At 65.9% G+C, this 25897-nt stretch carries 21 protein-coding genes and 1 tRNA gene; 12 read left to right on the top strand and 10 right to left on the bottom strand.

Features of this window, described 5'->3' with window-relative positions; all coding sequences use genetic code 11:
• The first annotated feature begins 21 nt into the window (after positions 1–21).
• From BKH33_RS04995 to BKH33_RS04975, 5 genes are all read left to right on the top strand, one after another.
• Complete coding sequence (locus tag BKH33_RS04995; RefSeq protein ID WP_003781610.1) at positions 22–888, top strand: PTS system mannose/fructose/sorbose family transporter subunit IID; 867 nt, start codon at positions 22–24, stop codon at positions 886–888.
• A 183-nt stretch (positions 889–1071) separates the two neighbouring features.
• Positions 1072–1851, top strand: coding sequence for an HAD-IIB family hydrolase (locus tag BKH33_RS04990; RefSeq protein WP_076142608.1), 780 nt, complete (start codon positions 1072–1074; stop codon positions 1849–1851).
• Positions 1848–2447, top strand: a complete 600-nt coding sequence (locus BKH33_RS04985; protein WP_076142605.1) for a hypothetical protein — start codon at positions 1848–1850, stop codon at positions 2445–2447. The genes BKH33_RS04990 and BKH33_RS04985 overlap by 4 nt, the downstream gene beginning before the upstream one ends.
• A gap of 62 nt (positions 2448–2509) precedes the next feature.
• Complete coding sequence (locus BKH33_RS04980) at positions 2510–3361, top strand: HAD-IIB family hydrolase (RefSeq protein ID WP_003781960.1); 852 nt, start codon at positions 2510–2512, stop codon at positions 3359–3361.
• Between the two features lie 116 nt (positions 3362–3477).
• Positions 3478–4281 (top strand): HAD family hydrolase, encoded by an 804-nt coding sequence (locus BKH33_RS04975; protein WP_232621421.1) that lies wholly within the window; start codon positions 3478–3480, stop codon positions 4279–4281.
• 161 nt (positions 4282–4442) lie between these two features.
• Here the strand turns inward: BKH33_RS04975 and BKH33_RS04970 are convergent, their stop codons facing one another.
• Entirely contained in the window at positions 4443–4889 is a 447-nt protein-coding gene (locus BKH33_RS04970; RefSeq protein ID WP_003781945.1) for a GNAT family N-acetyltransferase, read from the bottom strand.
• Between the two features lie 156 nt (positions 4890–5045).
• Complete coding sequence (locus BKH33_RS04965; RefSeq protein WP_232621422.1) at positions 5046–6407, bottom strand: serpin family protein; 1362 nt, start codon at positions 6405–6407, stop codon at positions 5046–5048.
• A gap of 302 nt (positions 6408–6709) precedes the next feature.
• Between BKH33_RS04965 and BKH33_RS04960 the strand changes: the two genes are divergently transcribed.
• Positions 6710–8074 (top strand): PAS domain-containing protein, encoded by a 1365-nt coding sequence (locus BKH33_RS04960; RefSeq protein ID WP_003781956.1) that lies wholly within the window; start codon positions 6710–6712, stop codon positions 8072–8074.
• 39 nt (positions 8075–8113) lie between these two features.
• On the opposite strand, the gene BKH33_RS04955 is transcribed toward BKH33_RS04960, so the two are convergent.
• The 3 genes from BKH33_RS04955 to BKH33_RS04945 form a co-directional block, all read right to left on the bottom strand.
• Positions 8114–9349: a methyltransferase domain-containing protein gene (locus BKH33_RS04955; protein WP_003781953.1), complete on the bottom strand. Its 1236-nt coding sequence runs from the start codon at positions 9347–9349 to the stop codon at positions 8114–8116.
• 98 nt (positions 9350–9447) lie between these two features.
• Positions 9448–9520 (bottom strand) — tRNA-Thr (locus tag BKH33_RS04950).
• A 91-nt stretch (positions 9521–9611) separates the two neighbouring features.
• Positions 9612–10511: a DsbA family protein gene (locus BKH33_RS04945; RefSeq protein WP_003781933.1), complete on the bottom strand. Its 900-nt coding sequence runs from the start codon at positions 10509–10511 to the stop codon at positions 9612–9614.
• A 258-nt stretch (positions 10512–10769) separates the two neighbouring features.
• Between BKH33_RS04945 and BKH33_RS04940 the strand changes: the two genes are divergently transcribed.
• Positions 10770–11198: a hypothetical protein gene (locus tag BKH33_RS04940; protein WP_244157422.1), complete on the top strand. Its 429-nt coding sequence runs from the start codon at positions 10770–10772 to the stop codon at positions 11196–11198.
• Positions 11199–11337: 139 nt separating this feature from the next.
• Here BKH33_RS04940 and BKH33_RS04935 read toward each other — a convergent pair whose 3' ends face one another.
• From BKH33_RS04935 to BKH33_RS04915, 5 genes are all read right to left on the bottom strand, one after another.
• Positions 11338–11832 carry a hypothetical protein gene (locus BKH33_RS04935; protein WP_003781954.1) on the bottom strand — a complete coding sequence of 165 codons (495 nt, stop codon included), beginning with the start codon at positions 11830–11832 and terminating at the stop codon, positions 11338–11340.
• Between the two features lie 42 nt (positions 11833–11874).
• Complete coding sequence (locus tag BKH33_RS04930; RefSeq protein ID WP_003781943.1) at positions 11875–15858, bottom strand: type VII secretion protein EccC; 3984 nt, start codon at positions 15856–15858, stop codon at positions 11875–11877.
• Complete coding sequence (locus BKH33_RS04925; protein WP_043539074.1) at positions 15855–16691, bottom strand: hypothetical protein; 837 nt, start codon at positions 16689–16691, stop codon at positions 15855–15857. Before BKH33_RS04925 ends, BKH33_RS04930 begins: the two co-directional genes overlap by 4 nt.
• Positions 16692–16744: 53 nt before the next feature.
• Complete coding sequence (locus BKH33_RS04920) at positions 16745–18025, bottom strand: EsaB/YukD family protein (RefSeq protein ID WP_158068332.1); 1281 nt, start codon at positions 18023–18025, stop codon at positions 16745–16747.
• 454 nt (positions 18026–18479) lie between these two features.
• On the bottom strand, positions 18480–19574 hold the full coding sequence (locus tag BKH33_RS04915) for a DUF6177 family protein (protein WP_003781947.1): 1095 nt from the start codon (positions 19572–19574) through the stop codon (positions 18480–18482).
• A gap of 1255 nt (positions 19575–20829) precedes the next feature.
• On the opposite strand from BKH33_RS04915, the gene BKH33_RS04910 reads away from it, so the two are divergent.
• From BKH33_RS04910 to BKH33_RS13855, 5 genes are all read left to right on the top strand, one after another.
• Complete coding sequence (locus tag BKH33_RS04910; protein ID WP_003785527.1) at positions 20830–21168, top strand: hypothetical protein; 339 nt, start codon at positions 20830–20832, stop codon at positions 21166–21168.
• A 51-nt stretch (positions 21169–21219) separates the two neighbouring features.
• On the top strand, positions 21220–21531 hold the full coding sequence (locus tag BKH33_RS04905) for a pore-forming ESAT-6 family protein (protein ID WP_043539937.1): 312 nt from the start codon (positions 21220–21222) through the stop codon (positions 21529–21531).
• A gap of 2 nt (positions 21532–21533) precedes the next feature.
• Entirely contained in the window at positions 21534–21875 is a 342-nt protein-coding gene (locus tag BKH33_RS13555) for a DUF6507 family protein (protein WP_003785529.1), read from the top strand.
• A gap of 63 nt (positions 21876–21938) precedes the next feature.
• Positions 21939–25187 (top strand): DNA/RNA non-specific endonuclease, encoded by a 3249-nt coding sequence (locus BKH33_RS14070; protein WP_003785523.1) that lies wholly within the window; start codon positions 21939–21941, stop codon positions 25185–25187.
• Positions 25187–25738, top strand: coding sequence for a hypothetical protein (locus tag BKH33_RS13855; RefSeq protein WP_076069161.1), 552 nt, complete (start codon positions 25187–25189; stop codon positions 25736–25738). Before BKH33_RS14070 ends, BKH33_RS13855 begins: the two co-directional genes overlap by 1 nt.
• Positions 25739–25897: the final 159 nt, after the last annotated feature.

The following is a 25897-nucleotide window of genomic DNA, read 5'->3' as shown; positions in this document are numbered from 1 at the left end:
GCTGGAAGAAGGAAGATTCTGATGACTACTGAAACCGCTCCGGCGACGTCGGAGAAGATGCTCGACAACCGCGATCTCATGCGGATGTACTGGCGCTCCACCTTCCTGCTCGGCTCCTTCAACTTCGAGCGCATGCAGGCCATGGGCTTCTGCTACACGCTTATGCCGGCCATCCGGAAGGTCTACCGCGGCGACAAGGCCGCCGAGGCCGCCGCCCTCAAGCGGCACCTGGAGTTCTACAACACCCACCCCTGGGCCTCCTCCGTCATCTTCGGCGTCACCGCCGCCATGGAGGAGCAGAAGTCCAAGGGCGAGGACATTGGTGAGGATGCCATCACCAACGTCAAGATCGGCCTCATGGGGCCGGTTGCCGGTATCGGCGACCCCATCTTCTGGGGCACTGCCCGCCCCGTCCTGGCGGCCTTGGGCGCGTCGTTGGCTCTCAACGGCTCCTTCTTGGGTCCGCTGCTGTTCTTCGTCGGCATCAACGTCCTGCGCGTTCTCACTCGCTGGTACGGCCTGAAGGTCGGTTACGAGCGGGGGACCACTCTGGTCACCGAGGTCGGCGGCGGCCAGCTCAAGAAGATCACCCAGATGGCCGCCATCATGGGTCTGTTCGTCATGGGCGCGCTGGTGTCGCAGTGGACCAAGATCTATTTCCCGCTGGTGGTCTCCAAGGTCGAGAACCGAGAGACTCATATCGTTACAACGACGACTCTTCAGGATGTCCTCAACCAGTTGCTGCCCGGCTTGGCGGCGCTGGGTCTCACCTTCCTGTGCATGTGGCTGCTTAATAAGAAGGTCAACGCCCTGTGGATCATTCTGGGCATGTTCGTCATCGGCATCCTGGGGCGCTGGGCCCACGTCCTGGGAGTGCCGGGAGCCTGACAGCCCGTCTCACGCCACTCGCCACGGAGCGGGGAAGACCCGGATAGGGGCTTCCCCGCTCCGCGTACTCGGTAGAATGCGCAAGGCCCTGCCGGTTCCACCGGCACATCATCGTCCTGTCCGACGTCGTCTCCCGCTCCTCTCGGCCCCGCCCTCCACGTCCCTCTGCAGCAAGGAACCAGCGTGACCCGACTCCTCGTCACCGACCTGGACGCCACCATCGTCTTCGACCGCTCCGTCTCCCCGGCCGACCGCGAGGCCATGGCCCGCTGGCGGGCCGCCGGCAACCTCCTGGCCGTGGACACCGGCAAGTCCTCCTTCGCCACCCGCGACGTCCTTGAGCCCCTGGGCGTCGTCTTCGACTACGGCATCGTCTTCACCGGGGCGGTCCTCGTCGACAGCAGCTACCAGGTGCTCTCCGCCCGCTACCTGCCCGACGGCGTCGCCCGAGACGTGGCGACCCGCACCGTCGACCTGCCGGGGGTGACCACCTACGCCACCACCATCGAGACCGACTACATCCTGGCCGACAATAACGACGAGATCTCCTCGATCCTGGCGGTCTTCGAGTCGATGACCCTGGAGGAGATGGACTCCCACCGCTTCATCGGAGTGCCCCTGCGTGTCACGGACGACGCCCTGCGCGATCGCCTTGATCACGATCTCACCCAGCGGTGGGAGGGCGTCCTGGACTGCCACCGCAACCAGGACTTCCTGGACTTCGTGCCCGCCGGCGCCACCAAGGGCTCCGGGCTGCGGGCTCTCCTGGACGGGCCCCTGTCGGGGCGGGAGGTCGAGGTGTGGACCATCGGCGACTCCTGGAACGACCTGGACATGCACGCCGTCGCCGACCACGCCGTCGCCCTTCCCTGGTCCCCGCCGGAGGTCACGGCCGTGTGCGAGACGACCGCGGGCTCCATGGCCGAGCTCATCGGCACGATCCTGGAAGGCGACCACGCATGAGTGAGAACGGCAAGGTCAAGGGCAAGAAGTCGATCGGCACCCGGGTGCGCGACTGGTTCAGCGGCGGAGATCCCGACGGGCCCGCCAAGATCCGCACCTGGGCGACCGGGGATGACGGGCGCTGGCGCGGCTACACCCACTCCATGGGCAAGTACGTCACCTGGCTCATGGTCATCGCCTGCATCCTCTACCCCTTTACTCGGGGCATCGGCTCGATCCTGGCCCTTATCATGGCGATCTTCCTCATGGGCGGACGGGCCCTGATCGAGCGCCAGGTGCGCCGCGATGTCTCCGACCTCGAAGAGGCCAAGAGGCAGTACGGGCTCACCCGCAACCCCGAGTACCTGCAGTTCATGACCCTGCGCGCCGAGGGCCTGCTGGAGGACAACAAGATCCTCACTCCCGATTCCCGCAGCCTCCTTCAGGGCTACGTGCAATGGGCCCGCGAGCGCCAGGAGCGCGAGGACAAGAAGCAGGCCAAGAAGGCCCGCAAGGCGGAGAAGAAGGCCCGTCGGGGGTCCGCCGGCCAGGAGCCCGACCAGTGTGCTGACGCGGCTGCCAAGGATGAGGAGAATAAGCCTGCTGATGCCTCCTAGGTGGCTCCTAGGCGGCTCCGAGGCCGCTGGAAACCGGCAGCACCTGAACGGAAAGGACTCCCATGCCACGCAGGCTCATCTCCACGGACCTGGACGGCACCATCGTCTTCAACGGGTCGATCCCGCTGCGCGACCGCGAGGCCATGGCCCGGTGGCGGGCCGCCGGCAACCTCTTGGTCATCAACACGGGCCGGTCGGTCTCGGCGCTGGAGCACGTGGTGGTACCCATGGGCCTGGAGTTCGACAACGCCATCCTCTACACGGGTGCCGCCGTCGTGGATGAGAACATCAGGGTGCGCCGTTCGACGGCTCTGCCGCCCGGTGTCGTCGAGGACATCCTCGACTTCGTTGAGGGCGCTCCGGGTGTCACCGTCTTCACCACCGGACTGGACGAGGACCTGCTCATCTACGACACGATCGGCTCCGGCTCCGAGCTGCTCACCCTCTTCCGGCCGGCCACCCGGCGTGACCTGGACGGGCGCGAGGTCATCGGTGTGCCGATGCGCTTCACCGACTCCGAGATGGCCTCGCGTACCGAGACCTACCTGCGTCGGTGCTGGGCGGGACAGGCGGTGGGCTTCCGCAACCAGGACTTCATCGACGTCGTTCCCGCTTCCGCCTCCAAGGGCGAGGGGCTCAGACAGCTGGTGGCGAGCCTCAGCGAGTCGCCCGCCCAGGACCCTGCCAGTGACTTAGGCGATGACTCCTCCGCCTCAGGGGTGGCTGAGCCACCGGTAGAGCCCATTGAGACCTGGTCCATCGGGGACTCCTGGAACGACATCTCCATGCACCAGGCCGCTGACCACTCCTACGCCCTGCCCTGGTCACCACCAGAGGTCGTCGAGCAGTGCGACGGCACGGTCTCCAGCCTGGCCGACCTCATCGACTCCCTCATGGGACGGCCAACGGCTTAGACCCAGCACATCGACAAAATCTTCACAAATGACGCGGAGCCGTGTCGTCTGTGAAGATTTCGTCGAAGTGTTGATGTGCGGGGTGGGTTCGGGGAGCGCGAGCTATGCTCGCCGGCATGCGCCTGCTCGCCACGGATCTTGACGGCACCCTCGTCTTCCACCATGCCGTCGGGCAGGCCGACGCCGAGGCCCTGGTGCGCTGGCGCGAGGCCGGCAACCTCCTGGTCCTGGCTACCGGGCGCTCGGTACGGCTGGTGCAGCACGCGGTCGAGGTGGCCCGGGCCTCGACGAGCATCGGTCTGGACTACGACTACGCCGTGTGCGCCACGGGCACGACCGTCATCGACGCCGCCGGTCGGGTGCACTGCACCCGCACGCTCAGCGCCGACCAGGTGCGGGCCGTGACCCGGGCGGTCGGCCTCATCAGCCGGGCGCAGGTGTCCGTCTTCGCCTCGACCCTCGAGCGCGACTACGTGCTGGACGATCCGATCGGCCTGTCCACCGACCAGCGCACGCCCGCCGACCGCTTCACTGCGGCGCCCCTGTCCCAGGTCGCCGGCCTGGGGGTCACCTCGATGCCGCTGCACGTCCCCGATCCTTGCGTCGCCGAGGCGCTGGCCCGAGGCCTGGAGGATATGGTCGACGGCGTCAGCTGCACCCGCTCGACCGCCTTCGTCGACGTCACGGCCGCGGGTGAGTCCAAGGGGACGGGGCTGGGCCGGCTGGCCGCGCTCCTCGCCGAGCGGGGCCAGGAGATGAGCGAGGTGGCCGCCGTGGGCGACTCCTGGAACGACATCTCGATGTTCGAGTGCGCCAACGTCCCCTGCGCCATCGCCGGTGCCCCGGACGACGTCGTTGCGGCCGCCGGCGGGCGCACCACCCCGAGCGTGGCCGCCTTCATCGATGCCCTCATGGCCTGAGGGTCCCGAGGACGGTGGGGCCGCCCTGCTGTCGCTTCCCCCGTCAGGCTGCCCGGACACCCACTACTTCGACCGAATCTTCATAGATGACGCGGAGCCGTGTCGTCTATGAAGATTCGGTCGAAGTGAGGCGTGTGCTCAGCGGGGTCGTGCTGCGGCGCTCAGACCTGGGCGTAGCGATAGACGTTGGTCTCCCGCAGCTCGAAGCCGGCGCGGCGGTAGAGACGGTTGGCGGCCTCGCGCGAGGGGCGTGAGGTGAGGTCGACGGTGCGCGCCCCCATCTTGCCGGCGTACTCGACGGCGGCCTCCACGAGGGCCTGGCCGGCACCCTGGCCGCGGGCCTCGCCGTCGACGACGACGTCCTCCACCCAGGCGCGCAGACCCGTGGGGATCGTGAAGGTCGCCAGGGTGAGCATGCCCAGGATCGGGGCGCTCTGGCCGGCCTCGGCCTCCGGGCGGAAGACGAAGAGGAAGACCCCCTCCTGGGCGATGAAGGCCTCGCACTGCTCTGCAGTCAGTGCCGGGGCGCTGCGGGAGAGCTGCGGGATGAGGCGCTCCATGGCCTCGACGATCTCCGGACTGGAGGTGGTGACGAGCTCGACGGTCATGAGGAGTTCTCCTGCTGGTTGAAAAGAGGCGGTGGGCCGCAGCGGTGCTCCCGCAACGGTTCCCTGTCAGTCCCGGAGCCTACCGTCCCGGGGTGCTCCGGGAGGTGAAGCGGTCTCACCAACCGGAAGATTCCGTCTGAAGGCGTCTGATCGCGGTCAGTCCGAGGTGCCGATGGTCTTGACGGTGGGATCCATGACGGCGGCCTCCACGAGGGCGGTGTCGCTGGTCAGGTCCCGCAACCGCAGCACGTAGGGGTGATTCACCGTGAACTCGACCGGGTTGTCCGGCTCCGGCGCCGCCATGACCTCCACCCCGCCCTCGCTCAGGGCTGCGGCGACCGTGCCCTCCTCGTCCAGGATGAGGCGCACCTGCTGGACCACCTGCGCCAGCTTGAGCTTGGGTGCGATCCGGTCCAGGCCCTCGGGCTTGAGCCCCTGTTCCTTCAGGAAGTCGAGGAGCTCCTTGGGCTGGGAGGTGAGATCGAGCTTGGGCAGGGCCAACGTCACTTCGCGGGTCTTGGCGGAGTCGAGGGCCTTCGACGCCGCCGCCCACGTTCCGGCATCCATGGCCCCCGGCAGGGTTCCGGCGTCGGGCAGGACGACGTCGAGGGCGAGCTGGGAGCCATCCGAGTTCTCCTCCTCGCCGGCGTAGTGCAGACGCACCGCCGCCCAGCCCTTCCCTGTGGCGTAGGGGATGGAGCGCGTGTCGTGCATCAGGTCGGCCTTGACGGTCTTGCCGCCGGCGAGCGTGAAGTCCTCCTGTGAGGTGTCCTCGGCCTTGAAGGGGGCGTCCCAGGAGGCTGCGAAGAGCAAGGCGTTCTGCACCACCAGGCGGGTGTCCTTGGTGATGGTGATGCCGCTGTTCGGGATGAGGCCGGCCGTGTTACGCGAGGCCCAGGCATCGAGGTTCTTCTTCATCGAGTCCACCTCGATCTGCTCGATCTCGGTGGAGAACCAGCGCAGCACCGTGTCGAGGTAGGTCTGCTTGACCTTGATGTCCTTCTCATCGGCGATGAGGACATGGTTGGCCAGGTGGGCGAGCGGCTTGTCAGGGACCTTGTCCGGGTCGAATCCCTTGAGCTCGCCGTCGTAGCGGTTCAAGGAGCTCTGGATGGCCGACCAGGCGCGGTCGCGGTCCTCCCCCGAGAGCCCCAGGAGCGCGTCATAGCCCTGGGTAGTGGCATCCGTGGCGCCGTCGGCCAGGATCGCCAGGACAAGGGCGAGGCTGAGTGGGGAGGCCATCGCCGTCGTCGTCGAGTCCGCCTTGAGATAGTGGGTCAGGAGCTTTCCGCCGAGCTGGTCGCAGGCGGTGGCGGCCTTGGCCACCTCGGAGGCGACCTCGGAGGGGCTGATCGTCTCATGGGTGGCCTTGGAGGTCAGCTGCTTACCGGACGCGGAGGAGCACGCGCCCAGCATTACTGCGGCCGTGGGCGCCAGGGCGGCCAACGCCAGCAGCCGGCGGCGGGCCAGGCCACCGCGGTCGGAGCCGGGCAGTCGCATGGGTTCGGGCGGAGTCATGAAGCCAGGCTAAGGAGCCCACCGGAACCTGTCAGTGACTTGGCGGGGACCGGGCATGGGGAGCCATCCCCGGTCGGCTGCCGGCAGGTACCCGCCGCGCCGCCGTCGGCGATCGCTCGACCGGCAGGAATCGCCCGGATCACTGTGATGCGTTGTCCCACCGGGATGAGCCGCCTCGAAGGAGGCCCAAGAGTAGGCTTCCGACCAAGGTCCCACGACGCCCCCGCAGGTGCTGTTGCTCCGACCTCGTTCTCGCCCCCGCGCCTGCCCGGCATTCACCTCGCCCTCAAGGAAGGTCACTCATGGTCGAGTCCGCCGCTCCCGTTGAGCACGTCTTCGCCGCTGACGAGCTCTTCTTCTCCACCACGGACTCCCACGGCCGCATCCGCCGTGCCAACTCCACCTTCATGCGCCTGTCGGGCTACCCGCGCGGCGCCCTGGTGGGGCGGGCCCACAACGTCGTGCGGCACGCGGACATGCCCGCCGGCCTGTTCCGCAGTATCTGGGACGCCATCGAGGAGGGCCGGGCCGCCAGCGCCTACATCACCAACCGCTCCTCGGACGACGGTCACTACCGCGTCTTCGCCACGATCGTGCCCTCCGGCTCCGGCTACCTGTCCGTGCGCACGCTGCCGATGCTCACCGACCTGCGCGACCAGGTCGAGGCCGCCTACGCCCGGGTCCGCGACGTCGAGGAGGCCTCGGCCGCGGCCGGCTCGACCCGCCGCGAGGTGGCCGCCGCCGGACAGGCCGCCCTCCAGGCCGAGCTGCAGGCCCTGGGGTACGCCGACGCCATCGACTTCACCCGCCGGGTGCTGGTCGCTGAGGTCGGGGCGCTTCTGGCTCACGGCGTCGGTATCCCCGACAGTCCGCAGGCCGAGGGCCCCGTGGCTCGGATCCTGGCCGCTATGAGCCGGATCGAGTCCGAGACCGCCGGGCTCGTCGGTATCCTCCAGGAGGGGCAGCGGCTCGTCGACCTCCTGGGCCGGCGGGCCGGCGAGATCGAGGCACTCTCCTCCCGTCTGAGCGCCCTGCGCGAGGCCATGCGGGCCATCGGTGCCGATACGGCGGTCCTCGGGACCGGCGCCCGGGCCGACGACGTCGCCCAGCGCTGCCAGCAGGTCGACGCCCTCATCCTGGAGTGCTCCGAGCAGCTCCACCCGTTGTGCGGCCAGATCGAGGCACTGAGCGGCGACCTGGACTCGGTGAGCTTCCGCGTCGCCCTGGCCCGCCTGCACAACCTGGCCGCCGGGATCTTCGCTCTCCAGATCATCGAGGGCCAGGACGAGGTCGATGCCAATGATGCCGTGGGCGGCCTCAAGGAGCTGTGCACTGCACTGAGCGACGGCGCCAGCACCCTGACTGAGCGTGTGGCCCTGCTGGACGCGCGCCGCGAGCTCGTGGGCGGTGAGCTGGACGTCGTGGCCGAGGATCTTGGCGTCATCCAGGGGCCGATCCTCGAGCTGGTCGAGGCGGCCACGGCCGCCGGCGCCGCGCCGGCCGACTCCGTGACCACCGCACGCACCCTGGCCGGCGAGGGCTTCGCCGAGGCCCGGGACCTGGCGGACCTGGCCGTACGTGTGCGCGACTTCGAGGTCCCCTACGAGGCCGAGGCCATCAACCGCTGCCTGGACGACGTGCGCGCCGCCCTGAGCGAGCTCGAGTAGCCAGGGGCCGGGGTCCGCCTCGGGCCTCGTTCCCGCGAGCTAGCCGCGGGCCAGCTCGACGAGCACCTCGGCGTGGTCGGTGTGCGGGAACATATCGAACAGGCGGGCGCGCACCACCCGCATCGAGGGCAGGTGCGCCAGGTCCGTGGCCAGCGTGCGGGGATTGCACGAGGAGTAGAGCACCCGCTCCACACCGGAGGCCTCGATCCGAGTGACCAGATGCTCCCCGATCCCGCGCCGGGGCGGATTGACCACGAGCAGGTCCGGGCGCTCGGCCTCGACCTCCCCGGGGATGCTGCCGTCAGGGTCGGCGGCCGGGTCCAGGACGCGGGCGTCACCGGCCTCGAAGCGCACAAGGTCCGGATCCAGGCCCATGAGGGCGGCGGCATCGCGCGCGCCGTCGATGGCCGGGGCCGAGACCTCCACACCCAGCACCCTGCGGCCAGGAGCCGCCAGGGCCAGGGCGAACCCACCGACCCCGCAGAACAGGTCCCACACCCGCGCCGGCTCGGACTCCTCGGCCCAGGATCGAGCGGTGGCGTAGAGCTCCTCGGCCACGGCCGTGTTGGTCTGGAAGAAGGAACGCGTGGGCAGGTAGAGCGGCAGCTCGACGTCGTCCGTGCACCGGCCGGTCCGGCTGCTGCCGTCCGGCGACGGTAGGCGCAGGCGCATGAGGAGGCGGTCCTCCTCGGTCAGGACGATCTCCTCGGGCCCCTCGATGACGGCCTGGTGGACGCCCTGGATGTTGACACTGACCACCGCCAGCTGAGGCAGGGACCGGCGCAGATCCGGCAGGGCTGCATGCAGCCGCTCCAGATGCCGCCGGGAGCGCAGGACGAAGCGCACCATGAGGTCGTCGTCGGGCGAGGCGGTCACCAGGACGTGCTTGAGATCGCCGCGGCGGGCGGGCACGTCGTAGGGGTGAAGGCCCAGGTCGGTGATGAGGTCGGCCAGGACCGGTAGGGCCGCCTCGATCGCAGGCACGTGCAGCGGGCAGGAGCGCAGGTCGACGCCGTGGCCGGCGCCGTCGAGGATCCCCAGGGTGGGGCGGGCCGTGGTACCGGCCACCGCCATCTTCGCCTTGTTGCGGAAGCGCTCCGGGGCGCTCGGGGCCGGAGGCCGCCACAGGTCGGCCGGGACGTGCTCGGCCAGCAGGGAGGAGACGCGCGACTGCTTGACGTCCAGCTGGTCCGGCAGCGGCACAGACAGGTGGGGACAGGAGCGGCAGGTGCCGGCGTCGTGGAGGATGCACGACGGCGCCTGTGGTGCGGTCACCGACATGTCTCCTCCCGGTGGTGAGCTCGTTACCGGGCCGTGGGGTGGTTTTGAGACAGGAGCGTGCCGGGCCCCGGACGGCTGCTGCCAATGAGCGGAGCCGCTTGTCGGACTCGAACCGACGACCTGCTGTTTACAAGACAGCTGCTCTACCAACTGAGCTAAAGCGGCGTGCGGCCTGCCAGGCGGCCGCAGGTGCGTGGGACAGTCTGGCACAGACCGCCCCGGTGCGGGAAACCGAGGGGAGGGACCCGCTGCGGGGCTACTTAGTCGGCTGCTGGGATGGCTGCTGAGTGGACTGCTGGCTGGGCTGGGCAGTCGGTGTGGAGCCGGTGACGAGCTCGGTCAGGGAGGTCGGCGACTGGAGCTTGCCCAGGTCGATCTGCTCTCCCTTGAAGAACACGGACGGGGTGCCCTGGAGGTCCCTGTCGGCGAAGGCCTTGTCGCCCAGCTCGACCCACTTCTTGTACTTGTCAGAGTCGACGGCGGACTGGAACTTGTCAGACACCTTGGTGGGAACGCCGACCTTGGTGGCGGCGGCGACGAGGCTCTTCACCGTCATGATGCTCTGGTTCTTGGTCTGGAGCACCTGGGAGAAGATCTCGAAGGCGGCTCCGTGGAAGCTCAGCGACTGAGCCGGGGCCTCGTCGAGAACCACGCCCATGGTGTTCATGACCACGCTGGTCCACTGCTGCTTGAGGAGCTTGCAGGGGTGGAGGGCCAAGGTGATCTTCTTGTCGCTCAGGAGCTGGTTGATCTCCTGGGTGTGAACTCCCTCGAACTGGGCGCAGTGCGAGCAGGAGTAGTCGAAGTAGATGTCCAGGACGGGGGCGGAGGCTGCGACGGTGTCGAGTGTGGCGCCGTCCCCGTAGGTCCAGGAGGCGTCGGCCAGGACCTGCTTGGGGACGCCGCCCTGGTTCGCCTTCGTGGTGGCCAGGCCCTTGCCGGCCTCCGGGAACTCCTTCCGGTTCCGGTTGACTGCCAGATAACCCAGGTAGCCGAGCCCGCCGCCCAGGGCGACGCCTCCCACTCCGATGAAGCTGCGGCGGGCAATCGTGTTGCGGCGCGCACGGCGCTCCTCGGCCTCTCGCAGCTCCTTGGCCTTGAGGCGTGCGGCCTCGCGGCGCTGGGCCTTGGTCGGGCGGGGCTGGTTAGTGGACACGCGGTGCTCCTTGTGGTGCGGGTGCGAGCGGACAACGAGGTGGCTGAACCGTCAACGAATCATGGTTGTACCAGTGCCATTCTGCCCGACGATCATGTGGGAAACCACGTCCGGTGTCTGCCGGTGGCTGATTGTGACGCATCGGTCGTCGTCGGCCGGGCGCCCGGTTCGGTGTTCAGGCAGAATTCGGACGGAATCAGACCGCGTGGTCCGGAGTCGCCCGGGCAGAGAGGAGTGTCAAACATGATGGATGGCCCGATGGAAGAATCGATGGAGCTGCTCCAGACCATGTCCACTGACTGGGGCAACTGGATGCAGTCCGTGGACGCCCAAGAGATCGTGGTGGAGGTCGAGGGTGTGGGGACGCGCGCTGCCGTCGCGAGCCGTGTGCTCAGGCCTCGTGGTGTTCTGCGCCGGGCTCAGTGGGCCGAGAATGAGATGCCTGTCGAGCTGGTCCGTGAGGCCGTCCGCCTGCGGGCGTTCATGGCTCACCCACGTGGTGGGACCTGGACATGGGCGGCGTTGTCCATGAAGAGCAGCGAGGGCTACAAGCTCGTCTCCGACTTCGACTACGACCGCGAGCCGGTCCTCGACCCGCCGTACACGGCGGAGGACTGCGCCAAGGAGCTGGAGGTCTTCCCCCGAGACCCCGAGGCGATCCCCGACTGGATGAAGATCGGGGTCTGAGCCCTGCCTGCGTGAGCGAGCGCGCCCTGCGATGACCATCGTCGTGGTGGGCGATCGCCTTGATGAAGGCGGGGGTCTGGGAGCCAACCTGTGGCTCCCAGACCCCTGCCTTTTCCGTGCTGAGCGTTTAGGTGACCTGTCACGCCCCGCTCTGTGAGGCACCGGCATCCTGGTGAGTGGCCTTGTAACGGGCAACGCAGGCATCGACGAAAGCGCTGTCCGGCGTCCACTTCCCTTCCTCATTGCGTCGCCAGTGCCAGGGATCCGGGAGCGGAAGGCGCTGACCGTTCATAACGGCAATTCCGTCAGACATCGCAGCGGTATCGACGGCGATATCGATGTACTGGTCGTAGATCTCTCCGAACGGCACGGAGCAGCGAGTGACGATTGCGGGCTGCCAGTGCCTGGGGATGGTGACTCCCAGGAGACGGACGATCTCTCGAGGATCCGCGACCGTGGTGGGGTTGAGGATCTCGATGGCGGCGCGGTGTGGGCGATCTTTGGGGATCAGGCCGAAACCCGCTCCCGTGGAAAGCTGGCGGACGTAGAACCGGGGCTCGCGGACGATAGTGGTGGCGACGAATGTTTCTACCGTCGGCGCACTGGCTCCTACAATGGTGACTATTCGTGGCATTCATACTCCTTAAAGCGTTTGAGTGACGTGAAGGTGAATTTCTCAGGACGGGGACTGCCCGTAGTCGGCAACCTGAGCCAGGCGTGGGCGACCGCCACGCCTGATCCACCAGCCCCGACCGGGGCGAAGGTGCTCCGCGCGCATTCCGGCAAGCACAATGCCCTCGCTGCGCTCCCCGTCCATGAGCAGACCGGTGGCGCCAGTGTTGCGCAGAGCCTGGAGGAGCTGGTCATACATGGCTTGGGATGATCCGGCCACCGGGCGGGTCAGGGCAACGTTGAGGCGCAGGTCCCTGGCCGAGGACAGGTAGGGAATGACCGGAGCGAGGGGATTGCTGTTGCCCGCGGCGAGAATGTCGTAGTCATCGACCACCAGAACGATCCGCGGCCCATCGGGTTCCTGACCCGCTGACATCGCCGCACTGCGTCGCTCAAGCTCTTGAGCGATGGATGCCGACAGCCCCTCCGCCAGGGCTGCTGAGGTGGCATGGCCGCCCAGATAGGACTCAGGGCAGGCATCGGCGGTCGTGCGGCGCATGTCGTAGACGGCGATCACGAGCTCATCGGGCGTGTGCCGCTCGACCAGGGACTCGATGACACCGCGCAGCACGGTGCTCTTTCCGCATCCGGGGTCGCCGAGCACCAGAAGGTGGGGATCCCGCCCCACCAGGTCGAGGTTGATGGGGGTCATCGTGTCCTGGAAGAGTCCCAGCGGCAGGAGATCGGGCTCCTCCTCGCCGTCGGGCAGGTCGGCCGGGTCGATGGCCTCCGGGAGCATACGGACCGGCGCCGGACGCTCGCCGGACCATCCGTTTGCGATCCGCTCAGCCAGCTCCTCGAGAGCTGTGCCGACGCCGTGAGAGGTGTCCGTGTCGTCGGCGATGGGGAGCGCGGTATGGGCGAAGAGCTGATCCGGCGTCAGGACGCGGCCGGGAACGTCGGCCCGTAGCGTCTTGGAGAGCTTGCGGGCGATGAGCGAGTCGGCAGGGTCGTTCAGGCGCAGCTCCAGACGGGTTCCGACCAGTGGCTGCTGCGCCATGCGCAGCTCGTTGCTACGAGACAGCGTCATCACTGCGTGGACGCCAAGGCCGCTCCCGCGACGCAGGATGTCATCGAGAGAGTCCTCGAGCTCCTCGAAGTCGCTGCGGAGAAGTCCCAGGCCGTCAACCAGGAGAACGACGTCGGCACTGGCGAGCTCGGGAATCTGACCCGCTGCATGCCGGCTGCGCAGAACGTCGAGGGAGTCGATCCGGTGGCGCGAGAAGACCTGCTCCCGGGTGTCGAGCATCGTCACGATCTCCTCGACGACGCGTCGCATCCGTTCCCGGTCGCCGCGTGTGGCGATCCCTCCAACGTTAGGCAGACCGCTCAGACGTGACAGTCCGCCCCCGGTGGCGTCGATACCGTAGAAGGCCAGACGTGACGGCGGCAGGCACAGGGCGGCCGAGGTCGCCAGCGTCCACAGGAAGCTCGTGCGTCCGCTTTGCGGAGCCCCGGTGATGGAGACGTGCCCGCCTCCCAGGGTCAGATCGAGTAGCCAGGGGTCCTGCCGCTGTTGGGCGGGATCGTCCACGATCCCGATCGGAACGGACACGCTGGGCACCGGTGGAACCGGAACGGCGCTCCGGCCTCGGCGCAGCGACGTGCTGTGAAGACGTGACAGGGTGAGGCGCGAGGGCAGTGGATCGAGCCATACCGGGCTGCTGACCGGGGCGGCCTGAGCGAGCTGCGAGACGACCGTGTCGACCACGGTGGTGCGTGTGGTGTGCCCTTCGGGAACGTCGTCCTCGATGGTGACGGAGGACTCCTCCTCCAGTCCGTTGTAGGTGGGAAGCAGCAGTGGCACGCGCTCCTCGATCTCATCGGGAGCGGGTTGCTCGTCAATGGTGTCGATGGGGCCTGAGACGAATCCGGATCGGAACCGGGTGAAGATGCTTGTGTCCACCTTGAGATATCCGTAGCCGGGCACCGCGGGCAGGTGGAAGGCGTCGCTCACGCCGATGACGGTGGAGGACTCCGCCTCGGTGAAGGTGCGCAAGCAGATGCGGTAGGACAGGTAGGTGTCCAGCCCGCGGAGCTTTCCGGCCTCGATCCGCTGGCTCGACAGCAGCAGGTGGACGCCGATGGAGCGTCCGATTCGTCCGATCGTCAGCAGGAGGTCGACCAGGTCCGGACTGGCGGTCAGGAGCTCGCCGAACTCGTCGATGATGACGAACAGGTGGGGCATAGGAGCCATCTCCGGGTGCTCCGCCCGAAGACGCCGGTAGTGGGCGATGTCGGGGGAGGACCCGGCGTCGCGCAGCTGCTTCTGGCGGCGGGTCACCTCTCCGGCCAGAGACGCCCGAGCGCGTTCGACGAGCCCGGCGTCATCAGCGAGGTTGTCCATGAGGCCGACGACGTGCGGCAGCGGCGCGAAGGGGGCGAAGGCCGCGCCTCCCTTGTAGTCAATGAGAATCATTGACAGGTCTTCAGGGCCGTGCGTGCTGGCCAGTGCCGCCACCAGGGTGCGAAGCAGCTCCGACTTGCCCGAGCCGGTGGCACCGACACACAGGCCGTGGGGGCCGACGCCGAGCTGTGCGGACTCCTTGAGGTCGAGCAGGATGGTGGAGCCGGCGTCGTCACTGCCGATGGGAACTCGCAGGAAGTCACGCGGAGAGCGTGGGGACCAGGCGGTGCGAGGATCGATCGCCCGGGGGTCGTCCACGCCCAGAAGTTCGGCAAGGGTGGTGGTTGTCTCGTCCTGGTCCTGGCGCTCTGCGGCGGCCCCCAAGGAGTACGGCGCCAGTGCCCGGCTGATGCCCTCGGCCAGGGCAGGACCGAGGTCGTCGGGGCGGCAGGCCACCGGAGGTGGAGTCTGCTCGGGCTGGCCCGGTTCGGCGGAGACGGGGCGCAGGTCCTCGATGAGAACGGTTCCATCCTGCTGGATCGTCAGGCGCAGGGACGGGTCACTGGGCTCGTGGAGACGATCCGTGACGAGATAGAGGACTGTTGCGCCGATTGCCGCAGGATCCAAGGCGTTGTCGGGAACGGTCAACGGTGATGCGGGCACCTCCTGCTCGACGACGGCGAGGAGCCTCGGCCCGGTGGGTCGGGCCTTGCGGCCCCCGGTGCGGTTGAGACGGGCCGCCTGCCTGCTCGCCTCATGGATCTCCTCACGCAGCAGTTGTTCCAGTGCCGGCTGTGTGGGTGCCACGCGGCGACGCGAGATCGGCCCGTCGAACACGCCGTTCATGCGCAGGTGCGGAAGCCGCGCCAGGCAGTCCCACTCCTGGGCGTTCTGGTCCGGGTAGACCAGCGCCAGATGGAGATCCTCTGGCGCATGGTGGACAGCGGCCTGGGACAGGAGAACCCGGGCCACGTGCCGGGTTGCCTCAGGAGGACCCACGATCGAGACCTCGCCGGCGCAGTCGAGGTTGATCGTGGTGGGAAGATCCGGCTGAACCTCGTGGGCCCGCACCAGGGAACGCATCTCGGCCATGAGGAGGGGATCGACCTCGGCCGGCATGCCCACGGTGGGGAGGGCCGCACTGGGCATGACCAGGTCGGCGGTACCGATTCGCAGAAGGAGGAAATCGGCGTGAGAACGCCGCCGTTCCCACCGTCTCACCGGAGAAATGGCCCACTGCGGGAGCGCGTTGGGGGCGGGGTGAGTGCGGTAGGCCTGATCACGAATCTGCCGTTGGAGCGCCGTGGCGTCCTCGTGGGTCGTGGCGAGGCGATCGAGGTAACGCTCTCGGCGATCCCGGCGCTGCCGGGACTGCCCGGCTCTGCGCGAGACGAGGGAGACGAGCATCCCGACTGCGGTGATGACCATGACGACGGCCCCGAGGAGCGCAAAGATCGGGTTGGCCCGCAGCAGGGTCATCATGAGCATGGAGGAGCCGGCTCCCACCAGAGGCAGAAGCATCTGGAAGGGGAAGGACTGGGACCCGGTGTCCGCCAGCTGCGGTGGCGGTGGGATGAGTATCGGCTCCGGAGGCTGAGCCGCGTGGACGACGCGGCCGGCCCGGTGGACGAGCTGAATCATGCTGCCCTCCCGTCCGGCGTCGGCGTCGCGCTGCTCACGACGTCCGAGGCGATGCCTGCCAGGGCTCGTGCCGTCCTCGCGTTGAGGACGCCCGCGGCGCGGGTGCGGCCGGGGCCGGTGGCCGCGAGCACCGTGTCGTAGGGGATGAGACGCTCGCCCTGCTGCAGCGGTGGTATGAGTGGGCGACGCGATGAGGTCGCGGCGACGGCGTGGATGAGGCGCGGGACGCGGCTGCCGGTGGCCTGGCCATGTGAGGCGAGACGCTGTCGCAGAGCCGCTACGGTGTCGCGGTCACGTTCCATCTCCGCTCGCCTGGCTGGGGACATGAGGATGATGGCGTGATGATGGTGTGCGAGCTCCAGCATGAGTCCCGGTGCGAGAGGCGCGGTCTCCATCATGGCGATGTCGAAGAACCTGACCAGACGTCGTCGGGCGGCCGCCCACTCATGAGGCTCCCTGGGGGAGGCTGCCTGCGGCAGCCGGAGGCAGGAGGTGAGTCCGTCGGGTGCGGTGCCGATCAGTTCCTGTGCCTGTGCGCTGTTGCGAGGGGTCTCGAAGGACTCATCGGCAGGCCACGTTCCGGAACCGGGGAGGTGGTCCGCCGCGCTCGCAGGACTGGGGGAGGCCGACATGATGAGTGCGGGCAGGCGTCGAGCCCGCGTCATCATGGACACCAGCTGAAGGGCCGTTGTTGTTGCACCGCAGCGACGGGTCGTCGGGATGACGGCCGCCCGGCAGGTCAGTGGCAGTGGTTGGCGCAGTGCCCGGTCCAGGTCGCCGGCGCTGCGCCGTTCACGCACCGCGCCGCCCAGAAGGATCCGTGACACGGACACGCTCTCACGTAGTGCAGGCAGAACCGCAGCGCCGCCTGGTGCAGGAGCCCGACTCACGCGAACACCCCCAGAAGGTGGGTGAACAGACCGCTGATACCGCACAGCAGGGGCAGTGTTGCGGCCAGGCACAAGGACTCGAGCCGATCCCCAAGACGCCGGAGACGAACCCTGGTCTGGGGTGCGGGCCGGTAGAGCGACAGTGAGGCGAGTGCCAGGCCGGAAAGAAGGAGGATGGCGGCGCGCGCCCCGGGCTGGGTGATTGCTCCGCTGAGCACCAGGGTCGGGGGAATGGCGGCCAGCCACAGGGAGAGGACCTCGCTTCGCAGGGGAAAGGCTCGTGACCTCAGGAGCGCGGCGATGACGACGACGGCGCACAGCGCGCGAGCCCAGGCGTTCGAGCTGGCGGCGAGAATGGTGGAGCTCCAGGACAGCACGGCTGCAGCGGCGAGGCAGCTGCCGGCGAGGGTCTCGTGAGCGGTTGCCAGATCCTGGAGGACACGGCGCCGCGAGGGAAGGGCCCCGGCGAGAGCAGCGTCGTCGAGCCGCGAGGTTCCGGAGACGAGTAGCGCGAGCCACGGCAGGATGCCCAGGCACACCAGTGCGGTGACAGCAGAGAGGCCGTCACCCAGGGGGGCGATGGCGACCATGTTGAAAGCGATCCACACGCCGTACAGCCCCATACCGACCATGGCTCCGAACGCCCATCCCACATTGCCCCTGCCCAGGACGGCCAGCGCGACAGCGGTGAGCGAGGCCGCGACGGCCAGCAGACGGTCACTCACGGGACCCGTGGCCAGGGTGTAGATCGCAGGAACGAGTAGTCCGAAGGCGAGGAAGGTGGCCAGGGCGCCGATCTGTCGTGAGCTGATGGAACGCCCCTGGGAGATGAAGGCGGCCAGGAGCATGGTCCCCAGTCCCGGCAGAAGAAGACCCCATGAGGGGACGGTTGCGATGAGCCCCCGAGGTGCCGCCCAGGCCGCCGCCACGGCGCTCACTGCCAGGAGAACTCCCGCCCCGAGCAGCCGACTGAGATCGTTCCACCGGCCCGGGTGCGCGTCCGTCATGTCTGTGAGCAGGCCGGAGATGTCGGAGACCTCGGTCGGCGGGGGGACCTCATCGTCGGTCATGATCCGGACGATCTCCCCGTCAAGCACCTCCTGCTGGACGAGGCTTCGCTCCAGGTCGAGGATGTCGCCGCCGGAGCGGACGATCTGAATGGGTGCGAGCTGGGTGCCCTGCGCCGTGCCCAGTAGGCTCAAGAGCTCCGGCAGCTGAGCTCCCACGGGCTCATCGGAGGGCATGACGACCTCAGCGCGTGCCTGGGCGCTGATCACGGTGAGTCGGGTGTAGGGAATCAACGGTCACTCTCGATTCGATGCTGATCCGGTGTCTTGACCTGACGGGGCTGCGGGGGGGGGCTCTGCGCCTGCTGGAGGGGAGGCGGGGACATCGTGAGGCTGAGGCTCCTGCTCTGCCTGCTCCGTCGGAGCCTCGGGGGCGGGCTGAGCGGGTGGCTGGTTCTGAGCGGGGGACGGTTCGGGGCCAGCGGATTGCGCGGGTTGCACGGGAGCGTTGGGGACGGAGGTTCGGGTCTGGCGGATTGAGTCCAGGTGGGTGGAGACGAAGGAGTAGCCGACACAGCCCGCACAGGCGAGGGCGGCGATCACGAGGGAGGCGACCATGCGCACGGGCACGGGGCGACTGCGTCCAGTACCGGAGCCCCGCTCAAGCGCCTGGGTCAGACGTGAGTGATGGACCCGCGCGGAGTCGAGAATCGCCGCCTCATCCTCACGAGGCATGAGTGCTCCCCGCCCCTGAGCCGTCAGTAGGATCCTCCAGGACCCGGGCGATGTTCCCGGCGTCGCCGTCGAGAGTCGCCACGAGGGAGGACAGCGCGCTCCAGTCGGCCTGGGTGGTCTCAACCGGGACGATGAGCCCCTGTCGTCTGCCGCTGCCGTAGGTGCGCCCGGCGTGCTGCCTGGCGACATCACGGACGTCGACGCCGAGCTGGCGGATACCGGCGGCGCCGATGAGGACGGCGAGTGGAACCGGGGGCTGACGGATCGACGTCGGCAAGGACGTGTCCGCAAGGGCCTGGATGCGTACGGCGAGCAGGAACTGGGGCTTGGTCTGCTCAGCGATCGTGTCCAGGAGCCTGTTGACCACATCGATCTGCTGGCTGGGAGCCAGATCGGGGATGGCGACGGAGACCTCGACATACTCCTCCAGGCCGTTACTGGTCCTGGCCACCGTCGTCGTCCCACTGAGCGTGCCCAGGTCCGAGTGCGCGGCGAGGTTGAAGTGGACCTCGGGCATGAGCTCGCGGGCGAGGGCCGTAAGCCGGTTACGGTCCCATGGGGCCCCCACTGGTTCGTAGCGTCCCCAGGAGAGCGTTGTGGATGGGGCGGGCAGGAGCGTCTCTGTGATGATCTCGATGGCCCGCCCGAGCTTCGTGGTGCGGCGAGCGGGGTGGTAGATCGACGCCGAGAGCATGAGGGTCGGGATGAGGTCGGGGGTGGGAGTCTGGTGAAGGAACTGCTGCGAGACTGTGAACTGCGAGCGGGGGGCTCCCTCGAAGAACTGTGCGAGGTTCGGCGCCCACATCCCGCTGCGAAGTTCGCGGTGCCCGTTTCCGTCCTCAATGAAGACGGGTGTGCCAGTGGCCTCGGTGAGGCGATCGAAGGCGGGGGTGATGTGGGAGGTCCCAGGGATGATGATCGCCGGGGTTATCTTGTTCTCGTGGCGAAGGGCAGAGCCGATGAAGTCGGACAGGTACTCCGTCCAGCCGATGCAGGGATCATCCAGGTAGGTGACGGCGACCTTGGTGCCCACCCTCGCGTCAAACATGTGGTGGTTGGTGTCTGGGATGCGTTCGTCTGACATGGGGACTCGTTTCCGACGTGAGGCCTGGATGAGGCGACCTTGTGTCCTGTTGCGGAAGCCGTAGCGGCTTGAGGGTGGTTGATGCTGGCGCTCAGAGCACCTGCTGTGATGACGGCGCTGGAGGGGGTGGTGGTGACGGCGGGAAGTCGCCGGGTTCTGGACGTGGAGAGGTGGCGCGAATCGGTTGGATCTCGACTGTGTCTGAACTTATCTGGGGATGCGTGTGCTGCTGAGCCCGCGACGAGTCGGGACCAGGAGCAGGAGGGTGGGGCCGCTGCACCGGAATGCTCGGAGGCAGCGATGGCGGTCTGGCTGAGGTGGGCGTCGGCACGTCTGGTGGGGCACTGACCGGGCGTCCTGCTGCTGGAACCGGTGCTGCGGCGGGCCGGCCGGTGAGTGGAGCGGAGTACTGACCGTCAGGATGGGCAGGATGGGAAGGAGACGTGCTGTACGCGGTCTCGGGGCCTCTGACGGGCGCCGGCTCGGTGGGTGTGGGAGATGATGTAAGAGCTGGAGTGCGCTCAAGGTCGGCAAGAGTGCCCTGGGTGGGGTCAGGGCCGCGCCGTGTGCTGACGATGACCACGTCCGCCGCCGAACCAAGGCGAAGCGCTGCGAGGATGGAACGCAGGGACGCCGGTGGAAGCCCGGCATCGATGTCGACTGCGCGGAGCCCGAGAAGCGCTCCGCCCAGGCTCCTGCCTCGCAGGGCATGGTTCGTCACCACAAGAACCAGCGTCGCTAAAGCGACGAGTACCAGAGCAAGTCGTGCGGGCTGTGGCAATGGCGGGAGGAGCCCCACAGTCATCGGGATCATGATGAGGAGGACGTCGACGACGAGGCTGCCGAGGACGGTGAGCGATGATGCCGGACGACACCGTCTCAGCACCGGCGGGTCCGGGCGAACTGGGCCGGAATCTGGTGCTGAGCCAGGTCCGCTCGGTGGCATAGCAGCAGATAATGGCTGCACCTTCGCACCTCCTTGAAGGATGGTAGGGGTGGGACGGAACCACCACCCGAGGCCGGGGATTAACTGAGGTCCGTCGATGGTAGGTGAGTGTGAGACCCGAGGCGATGGCTAGCATGCAAAATGTAGGGAGCATAACAAACCGGCCGACAAGTAGTGTGACATGCCCCACGTTGCGTAATTCCTCTGTGATGTAAGAATACGGTTCCACTGCTACCTGCCAACCGATAGACAGGTTGCCGTCTTCCCCAGAAGATCGCTTATATCGCCATCACCTATGAGGAGATCCGTATGAAATTCGACATGGGCGCATCGACGCTGTCCACTCTGACGAAGCAGACCTCGGGATCGAACGATGATCTGGGAGGCCTTGTCAAGGAGCTGGTTGCTGCTGCGGAGCCGCTTGAGGGGAAGTTCAACGGGAGCGCTCGTGCTGCTTTTGATGGCTTCAAGGAGCGGACTGACGATATTGCTGCCGAGCTGAACGGGGCACTTTCCGCCATTTTAGGCGGCGTCATTGGTATGGACACCGCTTTTGTTCAGGGGGAGCAGGACATGGTTGATTCCACCCGGAGTGCGCAGTCTTCTGCGAATTTCGATGCGGCGCGTTTTGGGACCGGGAGGGCCTGACTCTGGTCTTCACAGAATTACGTAATCTTTTCAAACGAAAGCGAGAATATCGTGGCAAACCAGACTGAAATGCGTTCCTATGACATCAATGCGTCTCAGGAGTCTCAGAGCAACTTTGATCGCGTGGCCTCCCGCCTGGAGACGCTGATTACGCAGCGCGACGGCGACGTCAAGGCGGCGATGGCTCAGTATCAGGCTGATGGTGTCTCCGAGGAGTATCAGGCCAAGGAGACTCGATGGAACAACGCCGCGGGAGAGGTTCGAGGAATCATTTCGACTCTGCGTGGATCCATGCAGACGACGGACGATGGTGCGCAGACCGCGCTCCAGCGGGCTCGTCAGTCCGTTGACGACATGGGCTGACGATGAGTGCCTGGGATATCGACCCGGCCTCGGTGGGCTCGATCATCGAGTCGGAGAAGAACAACGCTGAGCAAAGCCTATCTCCTGCGTTAACTGGTTTGTCTTCCAGTGCCGAGGGGATTGTTGGTGCATGTAGTACTGGGGACAACGGACTTCAATGTACTGCTGCTCCGGCGCCACTTGTGGCTGCCGCTATTGGGGAGTGGTTCTCGTTGCACAAGCCGACTTTTGATAGTATTGGAACCACCGTATCAAACGTGCTCGGAAACACGGTTCATGCTGTCGATGCTTACATCCGACATGATGAAGATTCTGCGCTTGTCTATCAGCGGCAGGCGAAGTAATCACAGTACATTATAGTGGCTCACCCCAGCGGGCGGGTTGATTGTAGGTTGAAGGAGAATGTAGTGGCTGATGTTTTCGATGAGACAAAGATTCCTGCGTTGGATCTTAATGTCGAAACTATATCATCCAATGCATCGACTTTAAAAACCAAAGCTGGCGATATGCGCTCCGCTGGTTCGACCATTAAGACGACCTGGTCCGGGATGTCGGCGTGTTATAAAGCGCCCGAGCAGGAGACATTGTATGCGGCAATGAATCCGGTTGAGACTAATACCGACGACTTGGCTGACGATCTGGAAAAGATTGCGGGCTATGTATCAACCTTCGCTGATACGGCGAAGGGAATTAAATCCGATGCCCAGACCCTGAAGAAAGACGGCCAGGCATTCAAGGCAAAGATTGCGAAGAAGCCGGATTGGCAATATGATCAGGAGCTCGTCAACGAGAATACGCGCCTCGTGAATCGTGCGAGCGCACTCCAAGTTCGCCTGTGGGATGCTGAAAGAGAATGCGCTAATAACATTCGGGCATTGGACTCTCTGCCGCCATATCACGCTGACCCGAAGAGTGAAGGAGACAAGCTCGGGTATGGATACTCCTCCATTCCTGCGGAAGCGGAAAAGCCTTGGGGGAAGTCTGTTGAACGTAAGGATCACTGCCCCAAGAAGGCGGCTGTCTCTGTCAAGCGGTTCGTTTGGGATGGTGTGGTAGTAGATGGTATCGGCGGTACCCTCAATGGTTTGGCTGGTTTAGGTGGCTTTGACTTCAGTGGAAATGGCCCTATCTGGAGTGGGGAGCGTCTCGGTCAGACTTGGAAGGGGTTGGGCGGTTTCATTGGTCTCCATGAGGATGAGAATGGCGACTATGGGTGGCATAACCCTGGCGATGCATTTGGGACAGTAGGTAACACGCTGCTGGAGGCGGGTAAAGGGATTATTTGCTATGATGAGTGGGGGAAGGATCCCGCCAGGGCTGCCGGCGGCACGGCCTTTAATGTTCTAACTTTCTTGATCCCGCCAGCGGCTGCAGCCTCAAAGGCTGGGAAGTTTGGTGCCGCGGGATCTAAGTTGTCTAAAGTTGGTCGAGCTGCTGAGGTGGCCAACGTATTTTTGAATGTGACTGACCCGTTTGGGGCGTTGTTGAGCAAGCCGCTAGGAAAAGTCTCTAATGCGGTTGTATCTCGTGTGCTGCCGAACTTTGACCTGATTGAATCGATCGGTAAGTGGACTGGTGCCGATCCGGACGTTAAGGTCGGTGCTGGGTCTGGATCCGGGTTCGATATGAACAACCCGGATACTTCTGGTCTCAAGATTGACGGTAATGGTAGGACGCCGAGCGTTGATGTGGGCGAATCGTCTATTCCTGACATCTCGTCGGGTTCGCACCACGCAGGTGAAGGAGTATCAACCGGAAGCTCCGGTCGTCCTGATCTGGGAAGTGGCGATGCGGCGCATGCTGATACCGGTCAGGCGGCAGAGACTTCCAGTCATAGCGAGTCCAGGTCTGGCACATCCGATGCCTCTCGTACTGGTACCGACGAGCCGGTACCGGCTGCCGACAGTGACGCACGTGCTTCCGAGGGCGGCGACAATGCCAGCGGGGGCGCTGAAGGTCAGCAGACGGATGTTGGGCACGGTTCTGACCGCAGTCATTCTGAGCCGGTCGGGAGCGAGCACGAAGTGAACGACGTTGGTCAGGAGCCGGCTGGTCGTGATGGTGACGCTGCCACTGACAAGGAGCACGCTCGCCAGGCCGCTGACGCTGAGGCTGGTCATGCGGATGTTGACGGTCACCGTGAGCCTGCTCAGGACGGTGCTGACCGGGCTGGACGCGATGCCGAGCCTGGTCGAGACAAGACCAACGATGACGCGACCGAGGGTCGTGAGCGCGCTCATGATTCCGATGCTCACCGTGCGGACTCCGAAGGTGCTGACCGAGATCGTGCCGGGCGTGACGTTGAAGCCGGTCGGAACAGGACTGACGGCGATGCGGTTGATGGGCGTGAACATGTCCGCGATGGTGGTCGTGCGGATGCTGACGGGCGTCGCGAGCCAGTCAAGAATGATGCTGATGGTGCTGACCGCGACCGTGCTGAGCGTGGTGCTGATGCTGAGTCTGGCCGGGATAGGACTGACCGTGATGCGGCCGAGGGGCACGAGCGTGTTCGTGATGCCGATGGGCGCCGCGCGGACGCTGATGGTACCGAGCGTGATCGGGCTGCTCATGGTGATGGCTCTGACGCTGGTCGAGACAAGACGGACTCTGATGCGGTTCAGGGTCGTAACCGTGCCCACCAGGGTGATGGTGACGGGGCTCATGCGGACGCTGACGGTCACTCTGAGCCTGGCAAGAACGACGCCGATGCCGCTAACAGTGCCGAGCATGATGCGGCTGGCCGTGATGGTGACTCAGATGCTGAGTCTGGTGATGGTAAGTCGGATGGTGACGGTTCTGGGGAGGATCCTGACAAGAAACCGTTGACGGTTGAGGAGCGTCAGGAGTGGGTTGATCAGTTGCACGAGGGGCGTGATCAGGATGCGTTCAACCAGAAGCATCGTACGGTTGGTCCGGATGCGGAGGTGAAGGTGATTGAGCCTGGTGACAAACTGTATCCGAAGCAGACAAAGCCGTTCGGTGTGGGGGTGGATCTTGAGGCGAATGCTCACTATGAGGTGACTCGTACGACGAAGAGCGGGGTGAATTACAAGACGCACTACTACACGGATGCTAGTGGTGAGGTGCGGCATGTGGAGACGAACTCGCGTACAGTGACAGGTGAGTTGAACCCGGATCTGCGTCAGCCGTATCCGAATGCGACCTACACGGTGGATGGGAAGTTCCACTACACGACTGATGGCTGGGCGCGGACGGTGCGCCTGGAGGTCGACGGCTTGTATGAGGTTAAGCCTGAGTATCGAGGGCGTTCTGAGGCTGTTCAGAGTAGGGTGAATAAGTACGCTAAAGATCTGGCAGCCGAGAATGGTAAGAACTATGAGGGTGGTCATATGGCTGGTGACCGGTTCGGTGGGCCGCCTGAGGAGATCAATACGGTGGCGATGCTGGAGGAGGTCAACCAGTACCGCGTCGATAGCGACATGGAGTCGTTCAAGTTATTTGAGGAGGAAGTGGTCGGTTCTCCGGGTGACTTCAACAAGTTGGTTCTGGAGTTCGACTACCCGGACCCAGCCGATCCCGCCAAGCTTGCCAACAGTGAGAAAGTCCCTACCAGGTTCGAAGCAACTTGGGTCGATGCGAACGGAAAGTCAATGCGTCGTCGTTTTGAAAATGTGCCGGCAGGAGGGGGCCAGTGATGTCTCAAAATGAGGTTGGATATTCCGCTGTTTACCAGAAAGTTGAGAAGCTTCTGAGGGATTGGCTCGCTGAAGCTGGGGGGCAGCGTGTTGATACGTACTACAATGCGATTCATTTGACCGGGGAAGTTGAGCACTGGTTAACTGTGGATGGTGGGCAGCAGGAGTCTGTTCGTCTTCCTAGCAAAATTAATTTCGCGATGGATGATCTTCGTCCCGCTCAGGCGGATCCGTGTCGGGGTGCGTGGTTGTGGTCGCATTTTTGGATGGAGGCTTCTGATGGGGTGCTGCATCAGGAGTGTGACTGGATGCGTGAACCGATCATTGGAGCTCGCTCCCGCAGTAACAAGGATGCTGCGTTTGAGCTGGATCAGTTTCCGCGGGATCCGCAGTGGGTTCCGGAGTGGATGGCGGTCAAGGCTGCTGCGTATCACAAGGAGGCCGAGAGGCGGGAGCGTCGTCGTCAGCGGGATCGTGAGCGTCGGGCTAGGAAGAAGGCTCAGGAGGCTGAGGCCGCGCAGGGGGCTGAGGAGCACTCTGGTGGTGAGTAGGTGAGCTCCGGCGTGGGCGGTGCTGGGCAGTTGGGGGCTGGTAGGTCGCCTGGTGATTGGTTGGCGTTGCAGGCTGGGGCGGGTCCTGATCCTGCGCGGGGCGGGGCGGTGCCTGGTTACGGGGGCGGCGGCTCGTCGGGTGCGGGGGCGTGGTTTGCG

The organism is Actinomyces naeslundii (assembly GCF_001956585.1).
Lineage (GTDB): Bacteria > Actinomycetota > Actinomycetes > Actinomycetales > Actinomycetaceae > Actinomyces > Actinomyces naeslundii.
The sequence above is the reverse complement of the archived record's forward strand: the minus strand, read 5'-3'. Positions and strand labels throughout refer to the sequence as shown.

Coding starts and splice junctions, on each gene's coding strand:
- BKH33_RS04995 (WP_003781610.1), top strand. CDS start 22: ATGACTACTGAAACCGCTCCGGCGACGTCGGAGAAGATGCTCGACAAC.
- BKH33_RS04985 (WP_076142605.1), top strand. CDS start 1,848: ATGAGTGAGAACGGCAAGGTCAAGGGCAAGAAGTCGATCGGCACCCGG.
- BKH33_RS04980 (WP_003781960.1), top strand. CDS start 2,510: ATGCCACGCAGGCTCATCTCCACGGACCTGGACGGCACCATCGTCTTC.
- BKH33_RS04975 (WP_232621421.1), top strand. CDS start 3,478: ATGCGCCTGCTCGCCACGGATCTTGACGGCACCCTCGTCTTCCACCAT.
- BKH33_RS04970 (WP_003781945.1), bottom strand. CDS start 4,889: ATGACCGTCGAGCTCGTCACCACCTCCAGTCCGGAGATCGTCGAGGCC.
- BKH33_RS04965 (WP_232621422.1), bottom strand. CDS start 6,407: ATGACTCCGCCCGAACCCATGCGACTGCCCGGCTCCGACCGCGGTGGC.
- BKH33_RS04960 (WP_003781956.1), top strand. CDS start 6,710: ATGGTCGAGTCCGCCGCTCCCGTTGAGCACGTCTTCGCCGCTGACGAG.
- BKH33_RS04940 (WP_244157422.1), top strand. CDS start 10,770: ATGGAAGAATCGATGGAGCTGCTCCAGACCATGTCCACTGACTGGGGC.
- BKH33_RS04935 (WP_003781954.1), bottom strand. CDS start 11,832: ATGCCACGAATAGTCACCATTGTAGGAGCCAGTGCGCCGACGGTAGAA.
- BKH33_RS04930 (WP_003781943.1), bottom strand. CDS start 15,858: ATGATTCAGCTCGTCCACCGGGCCGGCCGCGTCGTCCACGCGGCTCAG.
- BKH33_RS04915 (WP_003781947.1), bottom strand. CDS start 19,574: ATGTCAGACGAACGCATCCCAGACACCAACCACCACATGTTTGACGCG.
- BKH33_RS04910 (WP_003785527.1), top strand. CDS start 20,830: ATGAAATTCGACATGGGCGCATCGACGCTGTCCACTCTGACGAAGCAG.
- BKH33_RS13555 (WP_003785529.1), top strand. CDS start 21,534: ATGAGTGCCTGGGATATCGACCCGGCCTCGGTGGGCTCGATCATCGAG.
- BKH33_RS13855 (WP_076069161.1), top strand. CDS start 25,187: ATGTCTCAAAATGAGGTTGGATATTCCGCTGTTTACCAGAAAGTTGAG.